The organism is Mesorhizobium sp. M1078, assembly GCF_040318615.1.
Taxonomy (GTDB): domain Bacteria; phylum Pseudomonadota; class Alphaproteobacteria; order Rhizobiales; family Rhizobiaceae; genus Mesorhizobium.
Window position 1 is genome coordinate 103260 of record NZ_JAMYMP010000012.1, and the last position, 24911, is coordinate 128170.

21 protein-coding genes are annotated in these 24911 nt (G+C 64.0%); 11 read left to right on the plus strand and 10 right to left on the minus strand.

The window, feature by feature from the left end:
* Nucleotides 1-116: 116 nt before the first annotated feature.
* Genes NKH38_RS17600 through NKH38_RS17610 form a run of 3 tightly spaced genes read right to left on the minus strand, consistent with a single transcriptional unit; the run spans nt 117 to nt 3204 of the window.
* A complete protein-coding gene (locus NKH38_RS17600) occupies nt 117-1697 on the minus strand; it encodes a 5-guanidino-2-oxopentanoate decarboxylase (protein ID WP_023739671.1) in 1581 nt (526 codons plus the stop codon).
* The gene (locus NKH38_RS17605) at nt 1694-2362 is read right to left on the minus strand and encodes a TetR family transcriptional regulator C-terminal domain-containing protein (protein WP_023823892.1); all 669 of its coding nucleotides are present in this window, start codon (nt 2360-2362) and stop codon (nt 1694-1696) included. The genes NKH38_RS17600 and NKH38_RS17605 overlap by 4 nt, the downstream gene beginning before the upstream one ends.
* A complete protein-coding gene (locus NKH38_RS17610; RefSeq protein WP_352762049.1) occupies nt 2332-3204 on the minus strand; it encodes a dimethylarginine dimethylaminohydrolase family protein in 873 nt (290 codons plus the stop codon). The genes NKH38_RS17605 and NKH38_RS17610 overlap by 31 nt, the downstream gene beginning before the upstream one ends.
* Nucleotides 3205-3430: 226 nt before the next feature.
* Between NKH38_RS17610 and NKH38_RS17615 the strand changes: the two genes are divergently transcribed.
* The 7 genes from NKH38_RS17615 (at nt 3431) to NKH38_RS17645 (ending at nt 9751) form a co-directional block, all read left to right on the plus strand.
* Complete coding sequence (locus NKH38_RS17615; protein WP_023671322.1) at nt 3431-4246, plus strand: ABC transporter ATP-binding protein; 816 nt, start codon at nt 3431-3433, stop codon at nt 4244-4246.
* 54 nt (nt 4247-4300) lie between these two features.
* Complete coding sequence (locus tag NKH38_RS17620) at nt 4301-5101, plus strand: transporter substrate-binding domain-containing protein (RefSeq protein ID WP_023671323.1); 801 nt, start codon at nt 4301-4303, stop codon at nt 5099-5101.
* Nucleotides 5102-5257: 156 nt separating this feature from the next.
* On the plus strand, nt 5258-5971 hold the full coding sequence (locus tag NKH38_RS17625; protein WP_196814080.1) for an ABC transporter permease: 714 nt from the start codon (nt 5258-5260) through the stop codon (nt 5969-5971).
* Nucleotides 5971-6780, plus strand: a complete 810-nt coding sequence (locus NKH38_RS17630; protein ID WP_023732642.1) for an ABC transporter permease — start codon at nt 5971-5973, stop codon at nt 6778-6780. Before NKH38_RS17625 ends, NKH38_RS17630 begins: the two co-directional genes overlap by 1 nt.
* 114 nt (nt 6781-6894) lie before the next feature.
* Nucleotides 6895-7896 carry an Ldh family oxidoreductase gene (locus NKH38_RS17635; protein ID WP_023700423.1) on the plus strand — a complete coding sequence of 334 codons (1002 nt, stop codon included), beginning with the start codon at nt 6895-6897 and terminating at the stop codon, nt 7894-7896.
* Between the two features lie 317 nt (nt 7897-8213).
* Nucleotides 8214-8666, plus strand: a complete 453-nt coding sequence (locus NKH38_RS17640) for a DoxX family protein (RefSeq protein WP_352762050.1) — start codon at nt 8214-8216, stop codon at nt 8664-8666.
* Nucleotides 8667-8770: 104 nt separating this feature from the next.
* Nucleotides 8771-9751, plus strand: coding sequence for a complex I NDUFA9 subunit family protein (locus NKH38_RS17645; protein WP_352762051.1), 981 nt, complete (start codon nt 8771-8773; stop codon nt 9749-9751).
* A gap of 15 nt (nt 9752-9766) precedes the next feature.
* Here NKH38_RS17645 and NKH38_RS17650 read toward each other — a convergent pair whose 3' ends face one another.
* Entirely contained in the window at nt 9767-11137 is a 1371-nt protein-coding gene (locus NKH38_RS17650) for a cytochrome P450 (RefSeq protein WP_352762052.1), read from the minus strand.
* 217 nt (nt 11138-11354) lie between these two features.
* Between NKH38_RS17650 and NKH38_RS17655 the strand changes: the two genes are divergently transcribed.
* The 4 genes from NKH38_RS17655 to NKH38_RS17670 all read left to right on the plus strand — a co-directional run bounded on the left by NKH38_RS17655 (nt 11355) and on the right by NKH38_RS17670 (nt 19885).
* The gene (locus NKH38_RS17655; protein WP_352762053.1) at nt 11355-11924 is read left to right on the plus strand and encodes an NADPH-dependent FMN reductase; all 570 of its coding nucleotides are present in this window, start codon (nt 11355-11357) and stop codon (nt 11922-11924) included.
* A gap of 76 nt (nt 11925-12000) precedes the next feature.
* Nucleotides 12001-14631: a caspase family protein gene (locus NKH38_RS17660; protein ID WP_352762054.1), complete on the plus strand. Its 2631-nt coding sequence runs from the start codon at nt 12001-12003 to the stop codon at nt 14629-14631.
* Nucleotides 14632-14776: 145 nt separating this feature from the next.
* A complete protein-coding gene (gyrB, locus tag NKH38_RS17665) occupies nt 14777-17248 on the plus strand; it encodes a DNA topoisomerase (ATP-hydrolyzing) subunit B (protein ID WP_352762055.1) in 2472 nt (823 codons plus the stop codon).
* A gap of 1719 nt (nt 17249-18967) precedes the next feature.
* Nucleotides 18968-19885, plus strand: coding sequence for a hypothetical protein (locus NKH38_RS17670; protein ID WP_352538000.1), 918 nt, complete (start codon nt 18968-18970; stop codon nt 19883-19885).
* 90 nt (nt 19886-19975) lie between these two features.
* Here the strand turns inward: NKH38_RS17670 and NKH38_RS17675 are convergent, their stop codons facing one another.
* The 6 genes from NKH38_RS17675 to NKH38_RS17700 all read right to left on the minus strand — a co-directional run bounded on the left by NKH38_RS17675 (nt 19976) and on the right by NKH38_RS17700 (nt 24602).
* Nucleotides 19976-21373, minus strand: a complete 1398-nt coding sequence (locus NKH38_RS17675) for an NAD(P)(+) transhydrogenase (Re/Si-specific) subunit beta (RefSeq protein ID WP_023671337.1) — start codon at nt 21371-21373, stop codon at nt 19976-19978.
* A gap of 6 nt (nt 21374-21379) precedes the next feature.
* Complete coding sequence (locus NKH38_RS17680) at nt 21380-21805, minus strand: proton-translocating transhydrogenase family protein (protein ID WP_502896607.1); 426 nt, start codon at nt 21803-21805, stop codon at nt 21380-21382.
* Nucleotides 21805-23082, minus strand: coding sequence for a Re/Si-specific NAD(P)(+) transhydrogenase subunit alpha (locus NKH38_RS17685; RefSeq protein ID WP_352762057.1), 1278 nt, complete (start codon nt 23080-23082; stop codon nt 21805-21807). The genes NKH38_RS17680 and NKH38_RS17685 overlap by 1 nt, the downstream gene beginning before the upstream one ends.
* 83 nt (nt 23083-23165) lie before the next feature.
* Nucleotides 23166-23390, minus strand: a complete 225-nt coding sequence (locus NKH38_RS17690) for an aa3-type cytochrome c oxidase subunit IV (RefSeq protein ID WP_023671340.1) — start codon at nt 23388-23390, stop codon at nt 23166-23168.
* 165 nt (nt 23391-23555) lie between these two features.
* Nucleotides 23556-23705 (minus strand): DUF3096 domain-containing protein, encoded by a 150-nt coding sequence (locus NKH38_RS17695; RefSeq protein ID WP_023729728.1) that lies wholly within the window; start codon nt 23703-23705, stop codon nt 23556-23558.
* Nucleotides 23706-23831: 126 nt separating this feature from the next.
* Complete coding sequence (locus NKH38_RS17700; protein WP_031238378.1) at nt 23832-24602, minus strand: N-acyl amino acid synthase FeeM domain-containing protein; 771 nt, start codon at nt 24600-24602, stop codon at nt 23832-23834.
* Nucleotides 24603-24911 lie beyond the last annotated feature (309 nt).

Genomic DNA, 24911 nt, shown 5'->3' on the forward strand with positions numbered 1-24911 from the left:
TGCACGATCACTCAACCGACATCTCGACATGGCAGTTGTTGCGTCTTTGCATCGCTCGAAGCCGCCGACCGCCCCTTCCGACCCCCGCGCATGGACATCCGGCGCGCGGCCAGGCGTCAGTCGATGGTGATTTCGATGACGTGCGGCAGTCTGGTTGCGCGTGCGCGCTTGAGCGCATCGGCGAGACCGGCAGTACCGGCAAGCCGCTCGGCTGATATACCATAGGCCTCGGCCAGCTTGCAGAAATCCGGCGGCGCCGGGGACACGCCGACCGGCTCGACGCCGACATCGAGCATCGACGTTTCGATCTCGCGATAGCCTCTGTTGTTCCAGACGACGAAGATGACCGGTGCGGGTGCATCGAGCGCCGCGCCTAGCTCCGGCAAGGTGAACTGGAAGCCGCCGTCGCCGGTCAGGCAAACCACCGGCACGCCGGGCATGGCGAGCGCTGCGCCGATCGCCGCCGGCGGCCCGTAGCCGAGCGCGCCGAAACCGGTGGCGGCGTTGAACCAGCCGCCTGGCCGGTCATGGTCGTAATAGAGATTGGCGGCGTAGATCGGCTGGGTGGAATCGCCGACGATGATGGCGCCCGGCAGTGCGTCGCGGATGGTTTCCACCGCACGCACCTGCGCGGCATAGGCCGGGCTGAGCTCGGCAAAGGCCGCCTTTCTCGACGCGGCTGCGCGGCTCTCGCCGTCCTTCGCTGCGGCATGATCAGGGTGGAGCGCGCCTAGCAGTGCACCAAGCGCCTCCGCGCAATCGGCCTGGATGCCGACGCTCACCGGGCGGCGGGCGAGCTGGTCGGCGCCGATATCGATGCGGATCAGATTGGCGGGCAGCACGAAGCCGCCGTCGCTGTAACCGTCATAGTCGGTCGGGCCGAATTCGGTGCCGGCGGCGATGACCAGATCGGCGTCTGCCATCAGCGCACGCACCGCCTTCAGGCTGGGGCTGGCCGGCACGCAAAGCGGATGCGCGTGCAGCAGACCGCGCGCATTGGCGGTCTGGACGACAGGTGCGCCGAGCCGCTCGGCCAGGCGCTGCAGTGGCTGTTCGGCGCGCTTGGCGCCGCCACCGGCAAGGATCAGCGGTCGGCGCGCGGCTGCGATCAGTTTGGCTGCCTCGGCAATGGCTGCGCCATCCGGCGCCGGCGGCGCTGCATTGGTGAGCGAAGCAGCGATGCCGTCGGCCGGTTTGACCATGACGTCGGTCGGGATCTCGATATGGACGGGGCCCGGCCGCGACGACGAAAACAGCGCGAAGGCCCGCGCCAAAGCGCCAGGCAATTCGCTGGCCTCGGTGACACGCTGCGAAAACAGCGCCACCTTCTCCATCATGCCGCGCTGGTCCGGCAGTTCGTGCAGGAAGCCCAGCCCCTTTCCCAGCGTCGGCATCGCGTTGACGCCCGAAATCACCAGCATCGGCACCGAATCGGCGCGCGCCTGGCCCATTGCGGTGATGGTGTTGGTCAGCCCCGGTCCGGTGATGACAAAGGCAACGCCCGGCCGGCCGCTGGCACGGGCATAGCCGTCGGCCATGAAGCCGGCGCCCTGTTCGTGACGCGGCGTGACATGGCGTATCTTTGAACGCGCCAGCCCGCGGTAAAGCTCGACAGTGTGGACGCCAGGAATGCCGAAAACGGTGTCGACGCCATGCGCTTCGAGCAGCGTGATCAGCGCTTCGCCGATGGTGGTCATAGCTTCTCTCCCTTTTGCGGCGCGAGGCCGAGCTCGGCCTCTATGGCTTTGACGCCGATCGCCGCCAATTCGCCAGGCGAGAACATCTCTGCGGCCAGACAGCCTTCGATCCAGAGCCCGTCGATGATCGCGTTGATGGCAATGGCATGGCGGCGCAGTTCATTTGCGTTTGGCCTGCGCTGCTCGGCGCCGAGCACTTCGGCAACGACTGCTTCCACCTCGTTGCGAAAGCCAAGATAGCCTTCGCGGTGGGCGCGAGCCAGGCTCGGATCCGCGCCGGCGCGGCCGATGAAGGTTGCCCACAGCGAAAACACGCGTGCATCGATGATCGGCGCGTTGAGGTTGGCGGTAACGAAGGCCGCAAGGCGCTGGCGCGGCGAGGCGTCTTCCATGAGCAATGCCGCCTTCGCCCGCTCGGTCATGCGGCCCATCAGCGCCGCGTACGTTTCCTGCAGCAAGTCTTCCTTGCCGGGGAAATAGTGCCGGATCAGCCCGGCGGTGACACCGGCGCGCAGTGCGATGGTGCGCAGGCTGGCGCCCTCCAGCCCATGTTCGGCCACGCTGTCCAGGGTCGCGTCAATCAGATCCTGCCGCCGCCGCTCCTCGCCCTCGCGGCGGAACTTGCGGCGCTCATTCATTGCCGCAGGATGGGCCGCGTCAGGCATGTCGGCCCACCTTCGCAGGCGATGCAGAGGGCATCCGCCTCGAAGATTTGAACCGTGCAGCCGGCGGCTTCCATCGCGGCCCTGGTCTTGGGAAAGCCGGCGACGGCAATGACCTTATGCGGGCTGGTCGGCAGCACGTTCAGGCTGAGGCCGTTGGACGCGGCAAACTCTTCGGCGTCGCCTTCCACCAGCCGGATGCCGCGCGCCTTCAGCAACTGATAGAACGGCGCCGGCAAAAGCGGTGAATAGACCAGGGCCAGGTCGTCGGCCAGCGGGCTGATCACCGACATCAGATGCAGGCACGCCTCCTCGCCCTGCCACAGCGGCAGATCGAAACCGTAGACGGAAATGCCGAGCGGCGTCAGCAGATTGGAAACCTGCTGTATGCCTTCCTGGTTGGAGCGCACCCCGCGCCCGATCACCAGCGTGCTGGCATCCAGCCATACGCAATCGCCGCCTTCTACCTGGCCGGGAGCCTGGACGCGGCCGAGGATGGGAATACCCAGGCGTGTGTAGGTTTCCTCATGCAGCGATGGCTCCCGGGCGCGCAATGGCTTGCCCATGGACAGGATCAGCGCGCCGCGGTCGGTCATCAGCGACGGGTCGTGGGTGAATATGGAATCCGACAGCCCGTCGGCCTTGTCATCGATCCATTCGATTTCGGCGCCGGACGCCGTCACCAGCTCAGCGAGAGCCGCGTGCTGCGCCGCCGCTTTCGCCGGGTCGAAACCCGGGCCATAGTGCCAGGTAGCCCGGTCGGCACCGCGCATGGCATTGGCCGCCGACCGCATCAGCACGCGCCGCAACGGCGCCGCCATGGATTGTGATCCGAAAGCGCTCATCAGTGCCCTTTTCAATGCCGTGTTCAAGGTGAAAAAAATGGGAAAAATTTCATCGGAGGCTATTTATACACTTGCACAATAAGGCCGCAAGTGCCGTAATGAGCGGGATTGACGGGCTCGCGCTGTTGGGTCCATGCTGAAGTCTGGAGTGGGCATTACAGCGTATGTTGATTAGCCGGATAGACGTTCGACGATCTGCCGTGGACCCTGTGGCAGAGGTTCCCCGGTGAGCGCGGCGGGAACCGCCGCAGTCCAATCCGGCAAGGCGCAGGACGGCGCCGCCGAAGCCATCCATGTCGAGAACCTGCACAAGAAATTCGGCCATCTGCATGTGCTGAAAGGCGTTTCGCTGTCGGCGCGCGACGGCGAGGTGATCGCCATTATCGGCGGCTCGGGTTCCGGCAAGTCGACGCTGCTGCGCTGCATCAACTGCCTGGAAAACCCGACCAGCGGCATCATCCGCGTCAATGGCGAGGAGATCAAACTCAAGGCCGACAGCCACGGCCACACCGTGCCCGCCGACCGCCGGCAGATCGAACGCATCCGCGCCAAGCTCGGCATGGTGTTCCAGAACTTCAACCTGTGGAGCCACATGACGCTGATCGAGAACGTCATCGAGGTTCCGGTGCATGTTCTGGGCGTCAGGCGCGACGTGGCGATCAGGGAAGCCGAAAAGCTTTTGGCGCGCGTCGGCCTGGCCGAAAAGCGCGACGTCTATCCGGCCTATCTCTCGGGCGGCCAGCAGCAGCGCGCGGCGATCGCCCGCGCCCTGGCCATCAACCCGCGCGTCATGCTGTTCGACGAGCCGACCTCGGCGCTCGACCCGGAGCTGGTCGGCGAGGTGCTGAAGGTGATCGGCGACCTGGCGCGCGAGGGCCGCACCATGGTGCTGGTCACGCATGAAATGAAATTCGCCCGCGAGGTCGCGACCCATGTCGTCTACCTCTGCAACGGGCTGGTCGAGGAAGAGGGGCCGCCGGAGCAGATATTCGGCGCACCGAAATCCGAAAGGCTGAAGCAGTTCATCCGCAACATCGGCTAGGACAAGCCGGGACGGAAGAAAACCGGGAACCAACAACAAACTGGGAGTCGTGACATGAAGACTGTTCTGAAAACATTCGCCGCAGCGCTGCTGCTCGGCGTTGCCGCCATGGGCGTGGCCAAGGCCGATCCGGTCAAGATCGGTGTCGCCGCCGAGCCCTATCCGCCCTTCACCTCGCCGGACGCTTCCGGCAAATGGGTTGGCTGGGAAATCGAGTTCATCGACGCCGTCTGCGCCGAGGAGAAGCTCGACTGCGTCATCACGCCTGTCGCCTGGGACGGCATCATCCCGGCGCTGACGACCAAGAAGATCGACGTCATCGCCAGTTCGATGTCGATCACCGCCGAACGCGAGAAGACCATCGACTTCTCGGATAAGTACTACAACACGCCGACCGCCATCATCGGGCCGAAGGACCAGAAATTCGGCGCCACGCCGGACGATCTCAAGGGCAAAGTGCTCGGCGTGCAGGTGTCGACCACCCATTCGGCCTATGCGAAGAAGCATTTCGGGCCCACGGCTGCCGAGATCAAGGAATACCAGACGCAGGACGAAGCCAACAACGATCTGGCCGCAGGCCGCCTCGACGCCGTCCAGGCGGATTCGATCGCGCTCGACGCATTTCTGAAGTCGGACCAGGGCAAGGCCTGCTGCGATCTGAAGGGCATGGTGGCTCCGGACGATGAAGTGCTCGGACCGGGCGTGGGCGCCGGCGTGCGCAAGGAAGACACCGACCTTAAGGCCAAGATCAACGCCGGCATCAAGGCGATCCGCTCGAACGGCAAATATGACGAGATATCGAAGAAATACTTCGATTTCGACATTTACGGTGGTGGCGGCGCGCAGTCGAACTGACGATCCTCGCATGAGCTAGGGGGCATGGCGTTAGCGCCATGCCTCCCTGCCCGATCTTTCCCAGACATGCTTGCCGCCGGCGCTGCCGTCGGCGGTTAGAGCCAGCATCCGGGGGCGACGCTGATCGACGCACTTCTTTCGGCCTCGGCGGCCGGCATCATAGAGCTCCTTTCGCCCAATCCGCCGGGCTGGGGCGGCACGCTCTTGCTTGGACTGCTCCATTCGATCGAGATCGCGCTCGGCGCCACGGTCCTCGGTCTCCTGATCGGCACCGGTGGCGCCTTTGGCAAGCTTTACGGCGGTCCGGTCGTGCGCGACCTGCTGGCGGTTTACACCACCATCGTGCGCGCCGTGCCCGAACTGGTGCTGATCCTGCTGCTCTATTATGCCGGGACGGACCTGATCAACCAGGCGCTGACGGCAATGGGCTACCAGCGCGTCGACATCAGCGGCCTTGCCGCGGGCATCGCCGTGCTCGGCTTTGTCCAGGGTGCCTATTCGACCGAAGTGATCCGCGGCGCCATCCTAGCCATACCGCAGGGCCAGATCGAAGCCGCCCGCGCCTATGGCATGTCACCCGGGCTCATGCTGCGGCGCATCACCTTGCCGGCGATGCTGCCCTTCGCCATACCCGGGCTCGCCAATCTGTGGCTGATCGCCACCAAGGATACGGCCCTTCTGGCGGTCGTCGGCTTTTACGAGCTGGCGCTGGCGACGCGGCAGGCTGCGGGGGTCACCAAAGCCTATTTCACCTTCTTTTTCGCCGCGGGCGTGCTCTATCTCATCTTGTCGCTGGTCTCCAACCTGCTCATCGGCCGCGTCGAGGCCTGGTCGCGGCGCGGTATGCCGTCGCTCAAGGATGCGCGCTGATGGCCGGAGAAGCGACCATCATCAACGCTGCCGCGCGCACGTCGCTGTGGCTGCAGCCGCATCGCATCGTGCTGATCCTGGTCGCGATCGCGCTGGTTTTCGGCGCAGCCTTCTTCATGCGCTGGGATTGGCTGCCGCAATATTACGAAATGGGGCTTCTCGGCATCTGGCGGTCGCTGTGGATCCTGGCCGTCACCTGCTTTCTCGGCTTCCTGCTCGCCGTGCCGCTCGGGCTGGCGCAGGCCGCCGGCCCGTTCTGGCTTTCCGCCCCCGCCAGGACATTCTGCACCGTCATCAGGGGCACGCCGCTGCTGATCCAGCTATGGCTGCTCTATTACGGGCTGGGCTCGCTGTTTCCGCAATTTCCCTGGATCCGCGAATCCTGGATGTGGCCGTATCTGAGGCAAGCCTGGCCTTATGGCGTGCTGGCACTGACCTTGTCCTTCGCCGGCTATGAGGGCGAAGTAATGCGCGGCGCCTTTGCCGGCGTGCCGAAGGGGCAGTTAGAGGCGGCCCGCGCTTTCGGCATGAGCCGCTGGAAGATTTTCCGCCGCATCTGGCTGCCGCAGGCCATCTACCGGGCGCTGCCGACGCTGACCGGCGAAACCGTGCTGCAGCTGAAGTCGACGCCGCTGGTGGCGACGATCAGCGTCATCGACATCTTCGCAGTCTCGTCCAAGGTCCGGCAGGACACCTACCTCACCTACGAACCCTTGCTGCTTTTGGCGCTGATCTACATGATCATCACCGGCATACTGGTGTTTGCATTCAGCAAGATCGAGGCGCGCATACCGAACAAGGTGGGCTAGGGAATAGTGAGCAGGCAGTAGTGAGTAGTCAGCATATGACCGGGAAACCGCTTGCTTTCGCTACTCCCTACTGACTACTCCCTACTCACTCTCACCACCAATCGGGTCCGCACCATGCAACTCTCTCTAGACCAGGCAACAGGGCTGTGCCGGATGGCGGCGCTCGGCGCCGGCGCCAATGAGGAGGCGGCGCGGTCGCTCACCGCCTCGATCATTGCCGCCGAGGCGGAAGGGCTTTCGACCGTCGGGCTGACCCATTTCATCGATTACCTCGAAGCGCTGGAAGCCGGCCGCATCGACGGCAATGCCGATCCGGTGATCACCAGGCCGGCGCTCGCCGTCTATCTCTCCGATGCGCGTGGCGGCCTCGCCCATACCGGCTTCGACCGCACCATCGACGACCTCGCCAAGGCGGCAAAGCTGTTCGGCGTCGCCATCTTCTCGCAGAAGAACGCCTATACGTGCGGCGCACTAGGCTATTTCACCGGGCGTCTGGCGCAGCTGGGATTGGTCTCCTTCGCCGCCACCAACGGGCCGGCGGTGCTGGCAGGCTCGGGCTCGGTCAAGCCGGTCTATTGCACCAACCCGATGTCGTTTGCGGCACCCGCCGCCGATGGCGCGCCGCTGGTCATCGACCAGTCGTCGAGCGCCACCGCCTTCGTCAACATCCGCAAGGCGGCCGAGGACGGCAAGAAGATCCCCGAAGGCTGGGCGCTGGACGCCAGCGGCAACCCGACCACCGATCCGGCCGCTGCCATGAAGGGCGCCATGCTGGCCTTCGGCGGCCAGCGTGGCGCCAACATCGCGCTGATGGTCGAAGTGCTGGCGGCTGGCCTGTCGGGCGCCAACTGGTCGCTCGACGCGCCCTGGTTCTCCGGCGGATCGGACAGCCCGGGAACCGGCCTGTTCGTGCTCGCCGTCGAGCCCAAGCTGCTCGACCCGGATTTCGAGCAGCGCATGAAGGACCAGCTCGACCGGCTGCGCCGGCGCTTTGGCGTGCACGTTCCGGGCCGGGCGCGGGCCGAAGCGGCCGAGAAGGCGCAGGCGCGCGGCATCAATGCCCCCAAAGCCGTGGTGCAGCGCATTTCCGAGTTCGCCGAGCGCTATTCGGGCTGAAGCGGTCCTGCGACAACGCGACCTGGCTGAACCTTTCTACCGATCGCAACGACCAATAGCTGCCGGGTCGGGTTTGCCCGGTCGGTGTCTTCTGTCGGATGCGTTTAGGGCCCGGGCGGGCGTATGCCGTCTCAGGTTATCCGCCGCGTTGCGCTCTGTCTCGACAGTTGCGTCACCCGGAAAACCCCGCTTCGGCGGGGTTTTCTGCGTTCGTGCTCTGTGTGCTAAAACATGATGGCGGAAGTTAACTTTTGTTAACTTGACTTGCCGGAACCATCGGGCGTTTGCAAGGGATCGTCACAACAACAGGAGCTACGATGTCCGCAACCACCGACGCTTCCCGGGGCAAACTTATCGTTCCGGTGTTTGGCCGCCTGTATTCGTCGCTGTATGATGGCGCCGAAACCCTTCTGCGCGTCGTCGCCGGCGGGTTTCTCACCATTCACGGCTCGCAGAAGATCACCAACCCTTTCGGCACCGCCGAGATGGTCGAAGGCCTCGGCTTCTGTCCCGGCGCGTTCTGGTCGCTGCTTTTGTCCTGCACCGAATTCTTCGGCGGCATTCTGATCGCCATCGGCCTGTTGACTCGGCCCGCAGCCTTTGCCGGTATGATCGTGCTGCTGGTCACCGTCTGGTTCCACTGGATCACTGTCGGCCAGGGCTTTTCCGGCGCTGAAAAGTCGCTTCTATGGGCGGCGATCCTGCTGTTCTTCGTTATCCGCGGCGGCAACCGCCAGTCGGTCGACGCGCGCCTCGGCAAGGCGTTCTGAAGGGTCCATAAGAGGGTGGCAGCGACGACGCGTCACCCTTTGCCTTTGGCCCAAAACGGACTATGAAACGGCTTCAGCCAAGCTTTCGAGCGCCGGAGCCAGCCATGACCGAAATCCTGCAGATCCCCAAGCTCGTGGTCGTCTTCGGCGGCTCCGGCTTCGTCGGCCGCCACATCGTGCGGGCGCTGGCCAAGCGCGGCTACCGCATCAGGGTGGGGGTGCGCCGGCCCGATCTAGCGGGACATCTGCAGCCGCTCGGCAATGTCGGCCAGATCCAGCCGGTGCAGGCCAATGTGCGCGTGCGCTGGTCTGTCGACCGCGCCGCGCAGGGCGCCGACCATGTTATCAATCTGGTCGCCATCCCGCATGAAAGCGGCCGGCAGAAATTCAACACCGTGCACGAATTCGGCGCCCGCGCCGTCGCCGAAGCCGCACGCTCGGTCGGCGCAGGGCTCACCCACATCTCGGCGCTGGGCGCCGACCTCAACGCCGAATCCGACTATGCCCGCACCAAGGCGCTCGGCGAAAAGGCCGTCCTGGAGACGATCCCGGACGCCGTCATCTTCCGTCCGTCGATCAATTTCGGACCCGAGGACAGTTTCTTCAACCGCTTCGCCGACATGGCGCGCTATTCGCCGGTGCTGCCGCTAATCGGCGGCGGCCAGACCAAGTTCCAGCCGGTCTATGTCGGCGATGTCGCCGAAGCGGTGGCGCGTTCGGTCGAGGGGAAGATCAAGGGCGGCCAGATCTATGAACTCGGCGGGCCGCAAGTGCTCACCTTCAAGCAGTGCATGGAAGAGCTGCTCACCGTCATCGAGCGCAAGCGGCTCCTGGTCCCGGTGCCGTGGTGGATGGCCAATCTGCAGGCCTCGATCCTCGGCCTGCTGCCCAACCCGTTGCTGACCAAGGACCAGGTGCTGCTGCTGCGCCAGCCCAACATCGTGTCGGAGGAGGCCAACAAGGCCAACCGGAACCTTGCCGGCCTCGACATCCAGCCGCAGTCTATCGGCACAATCCTGCCCAGCTATCTCTGGCGCTTCCGCGCCGCAGGCCAATTCCAGCGCAAGCCCGCCGGCATCGCGTAACAAGGCGTTGCGCCGTTAAACGCGCCGCGTCACCTGCATCGGCAGGCCGCCTTGCGGCTGTGTCGTCAGTTTCTGCACCGGCCACGGCTTGGTCTCGGCCGTCACGTCGAAGCGGAAGCGCGACAGCATGATGGCCAGCGCAATGATCGCCTCCTGCATGGCGAAGCTGGCGCCGATGCAGATGCGCGGACCGGCGCCGAACGGCAGATACTGGAAGCGGTCGATCTTCTCGCGGTTTCCCGGATGGAAGCGTTCGGGCATGAAGGCGTCGGGCATGTCCCACAGTTTTCTGTGGCGGTGTACGACCCAAGGCATCACCAGTACGGCCGCGCGCTTGGGGAGCACCAGATCGTTCCAGGTCTCCGTCTCGATCGGCTCGCGGTTGATGGACGGCGCCGGCGGATAAAGCCGCAGCGCCTCCTCGAAGGCGGCGCGGGTGAACGGCATTGCGTCGAGCCATTTCGTCGGGTCGGGTTCGCGCGCCAGCACGGCATCGATCTCGCGCTCGACCTTTTCGCGCTCCCACGGCGCTTCGGCGAGGCAGTAGATCGTCCAGCCCAGCGCCCGCGCGGTGGTCTCGTGGCCGGCGCCGATGAAGGTGATGATGTTGTCCTCGACTTCCGCCCGCGTCAGCCCGTCGGGGCCTTCGGCGCGCAGCAGAAGCGTCAGGAAATCCTGCGGCGCGGTGTCGGGGTCGCGCTTCAGCCGCTCCTCGCGCATCTTGACTGTATCGGTGACGATCTTGCGGAAATACGCCATGGTCTTGCGGCCGCGGATGCGGGTCAGCCGCGGCAGCCATTCGGGCGCGCGCAACAGGTCGAGCGGATCGACACGGCCCATGGTTTCGAACAGGCGGTCGATCTCCTGCGCGAAACTGCCGGGCTGGCCCGCAATCTCGCCCGAAAACAGCGTCTCGGCCAGGATATCGTAGGTGAGCAGCGTCATGTCATGGGCGACATCGGTCATGCCGCCTTCGTCATAGCGGGCGACGAACTGCATCGTGCGGCGCAGCATCGGCTCGGCGAAGCCGAAGATATGCCGCGGCGTGAACACCGGTGCCATCGCCTTGCGCGAGCGCTTCCACACCTCGCCTTCGGCGGTCAACAGCCCGTCGCGCAAGATCGGTCGCAGGATCATCTGGCGCACCGTCGCCATCTTGTAGTTCTTGGCGTTGTCGATCAGCACGTGGCGGATAAGGCCGGGATCGTTGGCGACGATCAGATGCCCGCCGACGCCATTCGCCGAAATCCAGGGCTCGTTGTAGGTGTGCTCGCCCCACAGTTCGAGCGGGTTGCGGTAGACGATCCGCATCATCTCCAGCGTCGAAGGCGGCGTCGTGCGCGGCCTGGGCGCCGGCGGCACGAAGGGGACGGGCTGCGTGTCCATGAGGTGCTCCGCTGATAGCTCAGATGTAGTGGCTGGCAATCCGGGCGTCCATGTGACCGAACGGCAAACTGAAACGCTGCAGCGCCCGGTGTGCCCGACAGACGGTGTGTTCATCGGATCGTGACCGCCGGTGAAACGGTTGCGGCTTGTCCGGTTGGACACTCTGCCATAGGTGACAGTTACCAACAGCTACTGCCAATCGCCCAGGAGAGTCCGCTTGAAGCACAAGCTGAACATCATCATCGGCAGCACGCGGCCGGGCCGCGCCGGGCCGGTCTTCGCCCACTGGCTGGAGGATTTTGCCCGCGAGCACGGCAAATTCGAACCGGTGCTGACCGACATTGACACGTTCCATCTGCCGGTTTTGGACGAGCCGCATCACCCCAGGCTCGGCAATTACCAGAACGACCACACCAAAGCCTGGTCGAAGGTCATTGATGCCGCCGACGCCTTCGTGTTCGTGGCGCCGGAGTACAATTATTTCGTGGCGCCTGCGATCGTCAACGCCATCGACTACCTTGCGCGCGAATGGAAATACAAGCCAGCCGCCATCTTCAGCTATGGCGGCGTTTCCGGAGGCCTGCGCGCCGCGCAGGCGCTGAAGCCGCTGCTGACCGCGGTGGGCGTCATGCCCATCTCGGAAGGCGTCGCGCTGCCGATGTATCAGAAACTGCTGGAGAGCGACGGCTCCTTCCAGGCTAGTGAGCAGGTAGAGGGTGGGACCAAGACCATGCTGGACGAGCTCTCGCGCTGGAGCGGGGCGCTGAAGCCGATGCGGGCTACGTAACGCAGCCGGCCCCGGCTTGCTCATGCCATAAAGAGGTGGAATGGTCGGCAGGTGACTGAGCCGGGGGCGGTTCGATTTGCGCCTGTTGTTTGCCTTGCTGTTGATGCTTGCGACCACCGCCACAGCGGTGGCGGAGCGGCGCGTGGCGTTGGTCATTGCCGAGGACGACTACCGGCTGGTGCGGCCGCTGGCCAATCCTGTCAATGACGGCGAGGTGATGGAAGTGGCGCTGAAGAAGCTCGGCTTCGAGGTCGTGGTCGAGACCAATCGTGATCTCAGGCGCATGCGCCGGGCTCTCGACGATTTTCGCGAGGACGCCAAGGGCGCCGACGTGGCGCTGGTGTATTTCTCCGGCCATGGCGTCGAAATCTCCGGCGACAACCGTCTTCTGCCGGTCGATGCCGATGCCTCCTCGCTGGACCGGCTGGAGAAGACCAGCCTGCCGCTGGAGGAAGTGCGCGGTGCGGTTGCCGCCACGGCGAAGGTCGGGCTGATCGTGCTCGACGCCTGCCGCAGCGATCCGTTCACAGGCGGCAGCGGCGACGGACGCGGCGCGACATCGCTGATCAAGGACCTTGTGGACAAGATCAAGCCGGGCCTCGGACGCGTCGGCAAGGCGGAAAACATCCTGTTCGCCTTTTCGGCGGCGCCCGGCGAGACGGCTGCCGACGGAACCGGGGCCAATTCGCCTTTTACGGCGGCGCTGACCAAATATCTCGGCACCGACGGGCTCGAAATCCGCTCGGTGCTGACGCTGGTGCAGCAGGAGGTCTACGACCTTTCGCGCGGGAAACAGCTGCCCTACGTCGAGAGCGGGCTGCCGAAGCTGTTCTTCGCCTCGGCGGCCAAGGAACAATTGCCCGAGCGGGAGCGGCTGTTGCTCGCCATGGCCGATGTGACGCCGGAAATGCGCGGCGCGGTCGAGCGTGTCGCCAGCGATGCCGACATGCCGCTGGCGCCGCTCTATGGCGCGCTGATCAGTTCCGACACCAGCCATCTCTCCGGCGAAAGCCTGGACGCCAAGCTGCGCGAGGCAGCCGACGCCTTCGTCAAGGTGCGCGGCGAGATGAAGACGCTGGCCGCCGACGACCCGCAGGTGACCGAACTGCGCCGCCAGGCCGAGGAACAGTTGGCGCTCGGCGCTTTCGATGGTGCACGCGTGATCCTCGCCAAGGCCGCCGACGTTGACAATGTCTCGCGCCAGGCGTTGAAGGCCAATTTCGTCAGCCGCACCCTGTCCGAAGCCGCGACGCGGTTTCTCTCGGGCGGCGCGGCGCGCGCCACCCTGGACTATGCCACCGCCATCAAGGACTATGAAACGGTGCTGGCGCTCTATGGCGAAGCCGGACAGACCTCGCTTAGCCTGGAACAGGCCGACCGCCAAAGCCGCACGCTGGAAGAGCTCGGCATCCTCTACACAACGATTGGCAAAACCGACGCCGCCGGCCGCGCCTTTGCGGCGCTGGTCGCCAATCTTGAGCAGCGAGCGCGTCAAGAAACCGATCCGAGCGTCAAGCGCGACCTCGCCATCGGCCATATCAAGTTCGCCAACATCAAGATGGCGCAAGGCGATCTGCCGGCCTCCCTGCAAAACTATGAGGCGGCCAGGGACATGTTGCAAGGCCTGACCACAGACGTGCCGGACAAGAAGGACTGGCTCGGCGATCTCGCCATGGCCCATGATAAGATCGGCAATGTGCTGGCCACGCAAGGCGACGTGGGTGCGGCAGCCCAGGCCTACCAGCAAAGCCTGTCCATCAAGCAGCAATTGGCCGATGCCGAGCCGAACAGCGTCTATCTGCTGCGCGACCTGACCATTACCTACGACGAAATCGGCGGCCTTGCCCGCACCGCCGGCCAGCTGGATGGCGCCCAGACTGCATTCGAAGAGAGCCTGAGAATTCGGCTGGCGCTGGCGCAGAACAACCCCGACGACCCCAGGCATCAGCGCGCCGTCTCCGTCAGCTACACAAGGATCGGCGACGTCCTGCGCGAGCGTGGCGACGCTGCGGGCGCGCTCGACGCCTACAACAAGAGCCAAATAATCGCCGAAGCGCTGGTGCGCCGCGACTCAAACGACACCGATTTGAAGCGCGACCTGTCGGTCGGTTACGCCAAGATCGGCAATGCTTACGGCGACCAGAAGGACTGGCCACTCGCGTTGGAGGCCTACCAGCAGGCGCTGGCCACGGCGCGAGACCTTGCCGCCAGCGACCCAGGCAACACCGATTGGCAGCGCGACCTATCGGTCTGTTTGGAAAAAATTGCCGGCGTGTTTGATGCCCAGGGCAATATCGCCGGTGCTTTGCAGAACTATCAGGACAGTCTCGTTATTGCCAACCGGTTGGCAAATCTCGACCCGGGCAATTCCGACTGGCAGCGCGACCTGTCGATCACGTTCGAGGAAATAGGCCTGCTGGAGACCAAGCAGCGCCACTATGAGGGCTCGAAGAAGGCCTTCGAAGCCAGCCTGGCCATCCGCCAGCGGTTGGCCCTGTCCGATCCGGACAATGCGATCTGGCAATTCGATCTGGTACAGGCCTACATCAACTATGCCTATGTGGCGAAGAATCCGAAGGCTGTGTTGTCCCAGGCGTTAGACCTGACGCTGGAGCTTGACCGCACAGGCAAACTGGCGCCGAGGGACAAACCCACGATCAAATATCTGCGCGGTCTTCTGGCCAAATTGAAAGCCGCGAAAAAATAGCCGGCTGCCAGCTCGGGATGCAGCCCTGAAATGCCCGCAAACCTTGGAAAAACCGCCTTTTGCGCCTATATCTAGGACATCAAAGCGGCGTGATTCGAAGCCATTTTTTCGCGCTGAGCATGCGGCATCAATCAGACAGGTTTTCATGAGCGATCAAAGCGACAACGCCAACGGCGCTGAGGCCGAATACGGTGCCGATTCCATCAAGGTTTTGAAGGGGTTGGACGCTGTCCGCAAGCGGCCGGGCATGTATATCGGCGATACCGACGACGGCTCGGGCCTGCATCACATGGTCTATGAGGTGGTCGACAACGCCATCGACGAGGCGCTGGCCGGCCATGCCGACCTCGTCACGGTGACGCTTAATCCCGACGGTTCGGTCACCGTTATCGACAATGGCCGCGGGATTCCGACCGATATCCACACCGGAGAAGGCATTTCGGCGGCCGAAGTGATCATGACGCAGCTGCATGCCGGCGGCAAATTCGACCAGAATTCCTACAAGGTGTCCGGCGGCCTGCACGGCGTCGGTGTCTCGGTGGTCAATGCGTTGTCGGCCTGGCTGAAGCTGAAAATCCGCCGCAACGGCCAGATTTTCGAGATGAGCTTCACGCATGGCAATGCCGATGCGCCGCTCAAGGCCACTGGCAGCTATGAGCAGGACAAGCAGCCCGGCACCTATGAGGGCCGCAGCGGTTCCGAGATCACCTTCTTTCCGTCGTCCGAAACCTTCACCATGGTCGAGTTCGACTTCGGCACGCTGGAGCACCGGCTGCGCGAACTCGCCTTCCTGAATTCCGGCGTACGCATCATCTTGACCGATGCCCGCCATGCCGATCTCGTGCGCCACGAACTGCACTATGATGGCGGCCTGGAAGAGTTCGTCAAATATCTCGACCGGGTCAAGAAGCCGCTGATCGACAAGCCGATCGCCATCAAGGCCGAGCGCGACGGCATCACCGTCGAAGTGGCGATGTGGTGGAACGACAGCTACCACGAGAACGTGCTGGCCTTCACCAACAACATCCCGCAGCGCGATGGCGGCACCCATCTGGCCGGCTTCCGTGGCGCGCTGACGCGCCAGATAACCGGCTATGGCGAATCGTCGGGCCTGACCAAGAAGGAAAAGGTGGCGCTGATCGGCGACGACTGCCGCGAAGGCCTGACGGCGGTGCTGTCGGTCAAGGTTCCCGACCCGAAATTCTCTTCGCAGACCAAGGACAAGCTGGTCTCGTCGGAAGTCCGCCCGGTGGTCGAAGGCCTGGTCAACGAGGCGCTTGGCACATGGCTGGAAGAACACCCGACCGAGGGCAAGGTGGTCATCGACAAGGTGATCCAGGCGGCCGCGGCGCGTGAAGCCGCGCGCAAGGCCCGCGACATCACCCGCAAAAGCTCGCTCGGCGTCACCTCTCTGCCCGGCAAGCTTGCCGACTGCCAGGAACGCGACCCGGCGAAATCCGAAATCTTCATCGTCGAGGGTGACTCGGCCGGCGGCTCCGCCAAGGGCGGCCGTTCGCGCCAGAACCAGGCGATCCTGCCGCTGCGCGGCAAGATCCTCAATGTCGAGCGCGCCCGCTTCGACCGCATGCTCGGCTCCGAGATGATCGGCACGCTGATCACCGCGCTCGGCACCTCGATCGGCAAGGACGAGTTCAACGCCGACAAATTGCGCTACCACAAGATCATCCTGATGACCGACGCCGACGTCGACGGCGCCCATATCAGGACCTTGCTGTTGACCTTCTTCTTCCGGCAGATGCCGGAGTTGATCGAGCGCGGCCATCTCTACATCGCCCAGCCGCCGCTCTACAAAGTGACGCGCGGAAAAAGCTCGCAATACATCAAGGACGAAAGCGCCTTCGAGGAGTTCCTGATCGGCTCCGGGCTGGAAGAAGCGTCGCTGACGCTTGCCTCCGGGGAAGCGCGGGCCGGACAGGATCTGCGCGGCTCCATCGACGACGCGCTGGCGGTGCGCCAGCTGATCAACGGGCTGCACACGCGCTACAACAGGGGCGTGGTCGAACAGGCGGCGATTGCCGGCGCGCTCAATGCCGATGTGCTCAACGACCTCGGCCGCGCCAACGCCATGGCCGAACGCGTCGCCCAGCGCCTCGACATCATCGCCGAGGACACCGAGCGCGGCTGGACCGGCCGGCTGTCGACCTCCAATGAAGGCGTCGGCGGCTACGTGTTCGAACGCACGGTGCGCAGCGTCAAGGAATTCGCGCAGCTCGATGCCGGGCTGATAAATTCAGCCGACGCACGCCAGCTCGACCGCTATGCCCCGCGCCTCATGGAGGTTTATGGCGAGCCGCCGGTGCTGCGCCGCAAGGATGTATCCGAAACCATTTCGGGGCCGCTGGCGCTGCTCAACGCGGTGTTTGCGACCGGCCGCAAGGGCCTGACTATGCAGCGCTACAAGGGCCTCGGCGAGATGAACGCCGAGCAGCTCTGGGAAACCACGCTCGACCCGAATGTGCGCTCGCTGCTGCAGGTCAAGGTGAATGACGCAACCGATGCTGACAGCTTGTTCTCGCGGCTGATGGGCGACGAGGTCGAGCCGCGGCGCGAATTCATCCAGGACAATGCGCTGTCGGTGGCCAATCTGGACATTTGATGGCGGGGGCCTTGCCGCCGAAGCTCCACTCCGGGGTCAACGCCGTTTGCCGTCGATGACCAATAAAGCGTGTGCGTGAAGATACGGCCAAGTGAGCTGCGAAGCTCGATCTGGATGTTCTCCACACCGGGGCCGAAGTTTTCCGTCATCGGACCGGAAATCGGATCGCCTGTCGCCCAGCCATTGCCGCGGTCGTAGACGTTGGTCCAGCGCGTTGCCGCAAACACCGCGCCATGATGCACTGCGCGCTGCGCCTTGCCTTGGCTGTGTCCTTCCCGGTAAAGCACGGTGCCGCCGGGGCGCCCGTCATCGGCAATCGGCGGGCAGGCCGAGAACAGGCGCTCGGCAAGGCCACGCCTGAATTCCGCGAGATTGTAGGTCACCAGGAATTCGCTGTGGGAGAGCGGACTGCCAAGCGTGACGAAATCGCTGATCTTCCAGGGCAGCGGGTGGTCGGCGTCCTTGGCCCGAAGCTGCTGGTAGAGCGCCCATTGGCCGCGCCGGAACCCGGCGAGGTCTTCAAGGTTCTTTGGCCACGCTGATCCATCAGAGCCGAGCGTTGCCTTGTCGATGGCCTCGACCGCCGCCAGTTTGGCCTCGTCGCGGACCGCTTCCAGCCTTCGCGGCCGGAACTCGGCCCACAGGATCTGCAGCAAATCATAGGCGATGATCGACCCCAGGCTGTGCGAGACTAGCACGATGCGGTCGTAAGCATCGTCCTTCATCAGCGTCTTGAGCAACGTCAGGCCGCGGTCGCGGATCAGCGCACGCTTCTCGATCGTCGCCGCCTCGGCGCGCACATAAGCGGCGACGTCACCGAAATAGGGCAGGGCGAACTGATCCACCGCCCAGATGACAAAAGAAGCGAGGGTGGTGATCATCAGGCCGGTCGTCAAGGTAACGGCCTGTTGCCAGACCGATGTTGCCAGCACGAGTGCTGCGCCCAGAATGTCGATAACGATCAGAAGTGTGGCGACGTAAAGCTTGCGGGCGTCGAGCGGAATGTCGGCGGGCTTGCGCCACAACAGGTTCGTAACCCAGGCGGCCAGCCGGCCGCGCGTCGTGCCTTGCGTGATGTCGGCCCAATAAAGCTCGTAGAAATCGGTACGGCGGCCATCGACGTCGTAGGGCGTGGTGATGCGGCGCAGCTCGTGTGACTTGGTCCGGCTGTCGGGCGTGATCCAGCTCTGGTTGATCGTGGCGCCGGAAACGGCCGGATCGGGAATCTGGGCGTAGGGTGGAGCACGGGTGGGATCGCTGCTCCAGACCGCCTGGACGAATCCCCTCAGCGTACCCATCGGCCGCTGCTCGCCCATGCCGTGCACGATCACCACCGCCTGGCCGGGCTGCGCCTTTTTGTAAGCCAGCGATGCGACAGTCTTGGGCATCAGCGTCTCCGTTGACGACATCCGACGGCGGGATCGCTCATGCTACCCCCGGCTCACCGAGCCAACAATACACGGCAGCCCATGTGGAACTCCGTGAACCAATCCACAGTTTCGCAGTCGTGCCTCGGGCCGCGCGGAAAATGGTTCCGTTCCCGGCAAGCAAATCATTTCATTGCCCTTCGGAACGGAAATCGCTCAGGAACATTGTGACGACATCGATCAATTTCTCGCAGGGAGGCTCTTTATGGGACGCGGTATTTTGCTCTGGTTGCTCGGTATTCCGATCCCGATCATCATTCTCATCATGCTGTTCGTACGGTAGGAGGCGTCGATGCAGTCCACCGTATCGGCTGTCGACGTATCCGCCTCAACAGAATCCTCCGCCCCGGCCGTCAGCTGGGGTCCGATCATCGCCGGCGCCTTCGCGGCCTCGACGCTGACCTTCATCCTCATGCTGCTCGGTTCGGGGCTGGGGCTGACCATGGTCTCGCCGTGGTCCGGCGCCAGTGCCTCGCTGACCACCTTCGCGGTGTCCGGCGCCATCTGGCTCATCATCGTGCAATGGCTGTCCTCCGGGGTCGGTGGCTATCTTGCCGGACGCCTGCGCACCAAATGGGTCGGCATCCACACCGACGAGGTCTATTTCCGTGACACCGCGCACGGCCTCCTCGCCTGGGCGCTGGCGACATTGCTGGTCGTCGGCATTCTCGGGTCGGCGCTGTCGGCAGTGCTTGGTTCAGGCGTGCAGGCGGCTTCTACTGTTGCCTCGGGCGCCGCCATGGGTGCTTCGGCCAGCGCGTCCGCCAATGCCGGCAGCGCACCGGCCGACAATGCGACATCCTATCTCGTGGATACGCTGTTCCGTCCGGCTGATGCCGCCAGGCTCGCGGCGGCCAATCCGGACAGCGATGCGGCTGCGGCCGGGCAGGCTTCGCGCATCCTCATCGCCAGTGCGGCGGCAGGCGAAATTTCGGCTGACGACAAGACCTATCTGTCGCAGCTCGTCGCCGCCCGCACCGGGCTTTCCGAGGCTGACGCCAAGGCGCGTGTCGACGCCCTGGTGGCCAGGGTCGAGGACGCCAAGGTCAAGGCCAAGCAGGCCGCCGACGCCGCCCGGAAAGGCAGCGCCACCTTCGCACTGCTTGGCGCCCTGTCGCTGGTTATCGGCGCCTTCATCGCCAGCGCTGCGGCAGCACTGGGCGGCAGGCAGCGCGACGACGAGGAAGCGGTTTTCCTGACCAGCCGCTGAACCGGTCTTCAACATAGAAAAGCCCGGTCGAACCGGGCTTTTTTGTTTCCGATGATGGACCAAACCTTCCAGTGGAAGGTTGCGGCGGGATCAGTGATCCATCGCCTTGACGATTTCCTCGGTCATCTTCTTGGCGTCGCCGAGCAGCATCATGGTGCCGTCCTTGTAGAACAGCGTGTTGTCGATGCCGGCATAGCCGGAGCCGAGCGAGCGCTTGACGAACAGGCAGGTGCGGGCCTTGTCGACGTCGAGGATCGGCATGCCGTAGATCGGCGACGACTTGTCGTCGCGGGCGGACGGATTGGTGACGTCGTTGGCGCCGATGACATAGGCGACATCGGCCTGCGCGAACTCGGAGTTGATGTCTTCCAGTTCGAACACTTCGTCATAGGGAACATTGGCTTCGGCGAGCAGCACGTTCATGTGGCCGGGCATGCGGCCGGCCACGGGGTGGATGGCGTATTTGACATCCACGCCATTGGCCTTGAGCTTGTCGGCCATTTCGCGCAGCGCGTGCTGGGCCTGGGCGACCGCCATGCCGTAGCCCGGCACGATGATGACCTTCTGTGCGTTCATCATCAGATAGGCAGCGTCGTCGGCCGAGCCCTGCTTGACCGTGCGTTCGATGCCGTCATCGGCAACCGCCGCGGTCTCGCCGCCGAAGCCGCCGAGGATGACCGAGATGAACGACCGGTTCATGCCCTTGCACATGATGTAGGACAGGATGGCGCCGGACGAGCCGACCAGAGCGCCGGTGATGATCAGCGCCAGATTGCCAAGCGTGAAGCCGAGTGCGGCCGCCGCCCAGCCGGAATAGGAATTCAGCATCGAGACGACGACCGGCATGTCGGCGCCGCCGATCGGGATGATCAAGAGGACGCCGAGCGCCAGCGACGCCGCGACGATCAGCCAGAACACCAGCTTGGCCTCGGTGGTGACCAGAAGCACGATCAGCACGATCAGCGCGATGCCGAGGACCGCGTTGATGATGTGACGGCCGCCGATCATGATCGGCTTGCCCGACATGCGGCCATCGAGCTTGAGGAAGGCGATGACGGAGCCGGTGAAAGTGATGGCGCCGATGGCAACGCCAAGGCTCATCTCGATCAGCGCCTGGGCGTGGATGTCGCCATTCGTGCCGATGCCGAAACTTTCCGGCGCGTAGATGGCGGCTGCCGCGACCATGACGGCGGCAAGGCCGACCAGCGAGTGGAAGGCGGCGACCAGCTGCGGCATCGACGTCATGGCGATGCGGCGCGCTGTAACGGCGCCGACGCCGCCGCCGATGGCTAGACCAAGCACGATCAGGCCGAAGCGCCCGGCGGACGGAGTCGCCAGCGCCAGCGTGGTGGCGATGGCAATGCCCATGCCGATCATGCCGTAGAGATTGCCTTGGCGGCTGGTGGTCGGATGAGATAGGCCGCGAAGCGCCATGATGAACAGGACGCCGGAGACCAGGTAGAGGAAGGACGCGAAGTTGGCGTTCATGGCGCTCTACCGGTCCTTCTTCTTGTACATGGCCAGCATGCGCTGGGTGACCAGGAAGCCGCCAAAGATGTTGACCGAGACCAGCATCAGCGCGACGAAGCCGAAGCCGGTGGCAATGCCGGAGGCCGAGATGCCGACGGCCAGCAGCGCGCCGACGACGATGACCGAGGAGATGGCGTTGGTGACCGCCATCAGCGGCGTGTGCAGCGCCGGCGTCACCGACCAGACGACGTAGTATCCGACGAAGATCGCAAGTACGAAGATGGCGAAGCGGAAGACGAAGGGATCGATGGCGCCGCCGGACAGTGCGTGCGCGGCATCGCCCGCCGCATCGGCGCCACCGGGCGCGTTGGCCAGGTTCTGCACAGCCAGCCGGACGTCGGCACTTGCCTGGTCGAGCTGATCGAGGGCTTTCTGCAAGGTCTGATCCATCACGCGATCCCCTTCGGCTTGGCGGCGGACTTGCCGGCAGTGGCTTTGTCGGACGCCTTTTTCGGTGCAGCCTTCTTCGGCGTGGCATCAGCCACCATGGTCTCCGCCGGAATGGCCGCCGGTTCGACATGGGGCTGTTCCGCCGCCTTGGCGAAGGCCGGATGCACCACGCGGCCAGCGTCGGTCAGCATCGTCGCCTTGACCAGATCGTCTTCGCGGTTGATGGCGAGCGTCTTGCTGGTCTTGTCGACCAGCGTCTCGAGGAAGGCGAACAGGTTCCTGGCGTAGAGCAGCGAGGCCGATGCGGCGACGCGGCCGGGCACGTTGAGGTGGCCGACGATCTTAACGTTGTTGGCCGTCGTCACCACCTGACCCGCAACCGCGCCTTCGACATTGCCGCCGCGCTCGACGGCGAGGTCGACGATCACCGAACCCGGCTTCATCGAGGCGACCATCGCCGCCGACACCAGCTTCGGCGCCGGCCGGCCGGGGATCAGCGCCGTGGTGATGACGATGTCCTGCTTGGCGATGTGCTCAGCGGTGAGCGCTGCCTGCTTGGCCTGGTACTCCTTCGACATTTCCTTGGCGTAGCCGCCGGCGGTCTCGGCCGCCTTGAACTCCTCGTCCTCGACGGCGAGGAACTTTGCGCCGAGCGACGCCACCTGTTCCTTGGCGGCGGGACGAACGTCCGTGGCGGTGACGACAGCGCCGAGACGGCGCGCCGTGGCGATCGCCTGCAGGCCGGCAACGCCGACGCCCATGATGAAGATCTTCGCCGCCGGCACGGTGCCGGCCGCAGTCATCATCATCGGCAGCGCGCGGTCATACTCCGATGCGCCGTCAATCACGGCCTGGTAGCCGGCGAGATTGGCCTGCGACGACAGCACATCCATCGACTGGGCGCGGGTGATGCGCGGCATGAATTCCATCGAGAAGGCGGTGACCCCAGCCTCGGCAAGCGCCGCGACCGCGGCATCATTGCCGTAGGGATCCATGATGGCGATGACCGCCGCACCCGATTTGTAGCCCTTCATCTCGGCGTCGGTCGGCCGGCGCACCTTCAGCACCACATCCGCCCGGCTCGCATCCGAAGCCTTGCCGATCGCGGCACCCGCCTTGGCGAACTCCTCATCGGGAATGCGCGACCTGGTGCCGGCGCCCGTCTCGACGGTGACGTCGAAGCCCAGCGCCGCCAGCCGCTTCACGGTATCGGGCGAGGCCGCGACACGAGGCTCGCTGGCATCGAGCTCGCGAGGGATGAAAACCGTCTGTCCCACCGCATGATCCTTTCGGCTGGAACCTGTTTGCGCAAGAGTGCGGCCGGATATCCGGCTACGCCCTGGCAAGGGGTCTGTATAGACTATCGGAGAATGAAGGCGCCGAGGGCGAGGATCAGCACGAACAGGATGGTCGCGGAGAAGAAGCCGCCTGCGAAGAAGCCGAAAGCCATGGCCAGGAGCAGGGCGCCGCAGAACAGCGAGCCGTATTTGGCCAGCGCCAGAAAGCCATGATAGGTGCGGTCATGTTCGGCATAGTCCATCTTCGCGCCCAGTTCGACAGGACCGGTCGGCGTGTGATCAGCCATAGGAATACCCCTTCGAAGACATCTTTGAGGCACATAGCGAAAAGCCGGGCCAAGAGCAATGGCGCTATTGCCGCACGACCAGTGACGATAGCCTCAAAGGAATGTTGAAAGCCGGCGGTATGGGCTTGTCGCCGGCCTGGCGTCCAACGTTGAGGGTTTTGCGTTTCAACCGGCCAGATGCGGGAACAGCCCGAGCAGTCCGACGACGATCAGATAGAGCGCGACGATGTAATTAAGGAGCCGCGGCATCACCAGGATCAGCACACCGGCGATCAGGGAGATGAGCGGGGTAAGCGCGAGAGAGTGGATAGTCATGTCGGCATGCTTTCGCGTGAACAATTCGGAGGTACCGCAGGGCTACGGCAGCACCAGGAATGCGGCGCGGCAACCGATAACGACGAAGCCAGCGGAAAGATCCATGGCGCGAGAATGAACATCCGTTCAGGCGGCGTCGCGGTAGTATTTCGCCGTTGGCAGAATGGACAAAGGTGTCAGCCGGTTGATAGCCGGATTGCCAAACATCAGCCTTTGCTCCGTTGCTGTCGATCTGAAGAACGGCAACCGGTGGAGTATCCGTTGAACATTCTCTTCATTACCGGGAATTTCGAACAATGCGAGCGGAGGGAGAACGCCCGGAAACGCCTTGCCCGCGGTCCTCTGCGTGGCGCTGAAGAAGCGGGCATAAAAAGCGGAATGCTCCAACTTAATCGGGATAAACATCGCGGTCTGGCGAAAATAACAGTAGGCCGCCATGCAAATCCTGAGCGTCAGGAAAGGCAGCACTCCGGGCGCCGGCGCGCTGTCCGGATCTGTCGCGAAGCGAGTTCCGTCGATGAACGTTTCCCCGCGGGCAAGCCGGGGAAGCAATACTTCGGGATAGGCGTCGACCGAAGGCGAGTACGGCTGGTCTGTGGAAATATAGTGGAGGCGCACTGTACTGACCAACTCGCCGTAGCAGTAGACACCGAACCGATAGGAATTAGGCAGATTGTCCCAGCGATCCTCGAACATGCCGCTGGCGATCGGGCTGCACATACCTGAGCGCAGATAGGACTTATAGCGGAGTCGGTAGATCGCCTCCAGATCTTCGCCCCCGGTAATGAGACGATATTCGACATGATCCAGCAATTGCATCATGGATCGGTTGAGAGCCGAGTCGATCCTCGCGCTGGCCTCAGCCGACGCACTCTTCATCGCAGTATTCATTGCCATTCCTCGAATTCCGCCTGGAAGTAGGCTATTCGAGTTGAAATGAGACACAAGCTGAAAATTCGACATTGCTTGTTTACCGCTTGTTAACCTTAATGAGCGCGGTCGTTCACCGGTCTTACACGAGAAAACAGACGGCGCAGCGGGTGGTTGCCTGATCCGGTCTGGCGGCGGTCATCGAAATGATTCTGAAGTCAGATCTTGAAAGCGCCAAGACGTCGCGGGCTTGAACGACGCCTGAGCGGTCATCATTTCATCAAGTGAACAATTGCTGCGTGTTTTTAAATGCAATTCAAGTGGAGAACCGCTCGC

Coding starts and splice junctions, on each gene's coding strand:
- NKH38_RS17600 (WP_023739671.1), bottom strand. CDS start 1,697: ATGACCACCATCGGCGAAGCGCTGATCACGCTGCTCGAAGCGCATGGC.
- NKH38_RS17605 (WP_023823892.1), bottom strand. CDS start 2,362: ATGCCTGACGCGGCCCATCCTGCGGCAATGAATGAGCGCCGCAAGTTC.
- NKH38_RS17610 (WP_352762049.1), bottom strand. CDS start 3,204: ATGAGCGCTTTCGGATCACAATCCATGGCGGCGCCGTTGCGGCGCGTG.
- NKH38_RS17620 (WP_023671323.1), top strand. CDS start 4,301: ATGAAGACTGTTCTGAAAACATTCGCCGCAGCGCTGCTGCTCGGCGTT.
- NKH38_RS17630 (WP_023732642.1), top strand. CDS start 5,971: ATGGCCGGAGAAGCGACCATCATCAACGCTGCCGCGCGCACGTCGCTG.
- NKH38_RS17635 (WP_023700423.1), top strand. CDS start 6,895: ATGCAACTCTCTCTAGACCAGGCAACAGGGCTGTGCCGGATGGCGGCG.
- NKH38_RS17640 (WP_352762050.1), top strand. CDS start 8,214: ATGTCCGCAACCACCGACGCTTCCCGGGGCAAACTTATCGTTCCGGTG.
- NKH38_RS17645 (WP_352762051.1), top strand. CDS start 8,771: ATGACCGAAATCCTGCAGATCCCCAAGCTCGTGGTCGTCTTCGGCGGC.
- NKH38_RS17650 (WP_352762052.1), bottom strand. CDS start 11,137: ATGGACACGCAGCCCGTCCCCTTCGTGCCGCCGGCGCCCAGGCCGCGC.
- gyrB (WP_352762055.1), top strand. CDS start 14,777: ATGAGCGATCAAAGCGACAACGCCAACGGCGCTGAGGCCGAATACGGT.
- NKH38_RS17670 (WP_352538000.1), top strand. CDS start 18,968: ATGCAGTCCACCGTATCGGCTGTCGACGTATCCGCCTCAACAGAATCC.
- NKH38_RS17675 (WP_023671337.1), bottom strand. CDS start 21,373: ATGAACGCCAACTTCGCGTCCTTCCTCTACCTGGTCTCCGGCGTCCTG.
- NKH38_RS17680 (WP_502896607.1), bottom strand. CDS start 21,805: ATGGATCAGACCTTGCAGAAAGCCCTCGATCAGCTCGACCAGGCAAGT.
- NKH38_RS17690 (WP_023671340.1), bottom strand. CDS start 23,390: ATGGCTGATCACACGCCGACCGGTCCTGTCGAACTGGGCGCGAAGATG.
- NKH38_RS17695 (WP_023729728.1), bottom strand. CDS start 23,705: ATGACTATCCACTCTCTCGCGCTTACCCCGCTCATCTCCCTGATCGCC.
- NKH38_RS17700 (WP_031238378.1), bottom strand. CDS start 24,602: ATGGCAATGAATACTGCGATGAAGAGTGCGTCGGCTGAGGCCAGCGCG.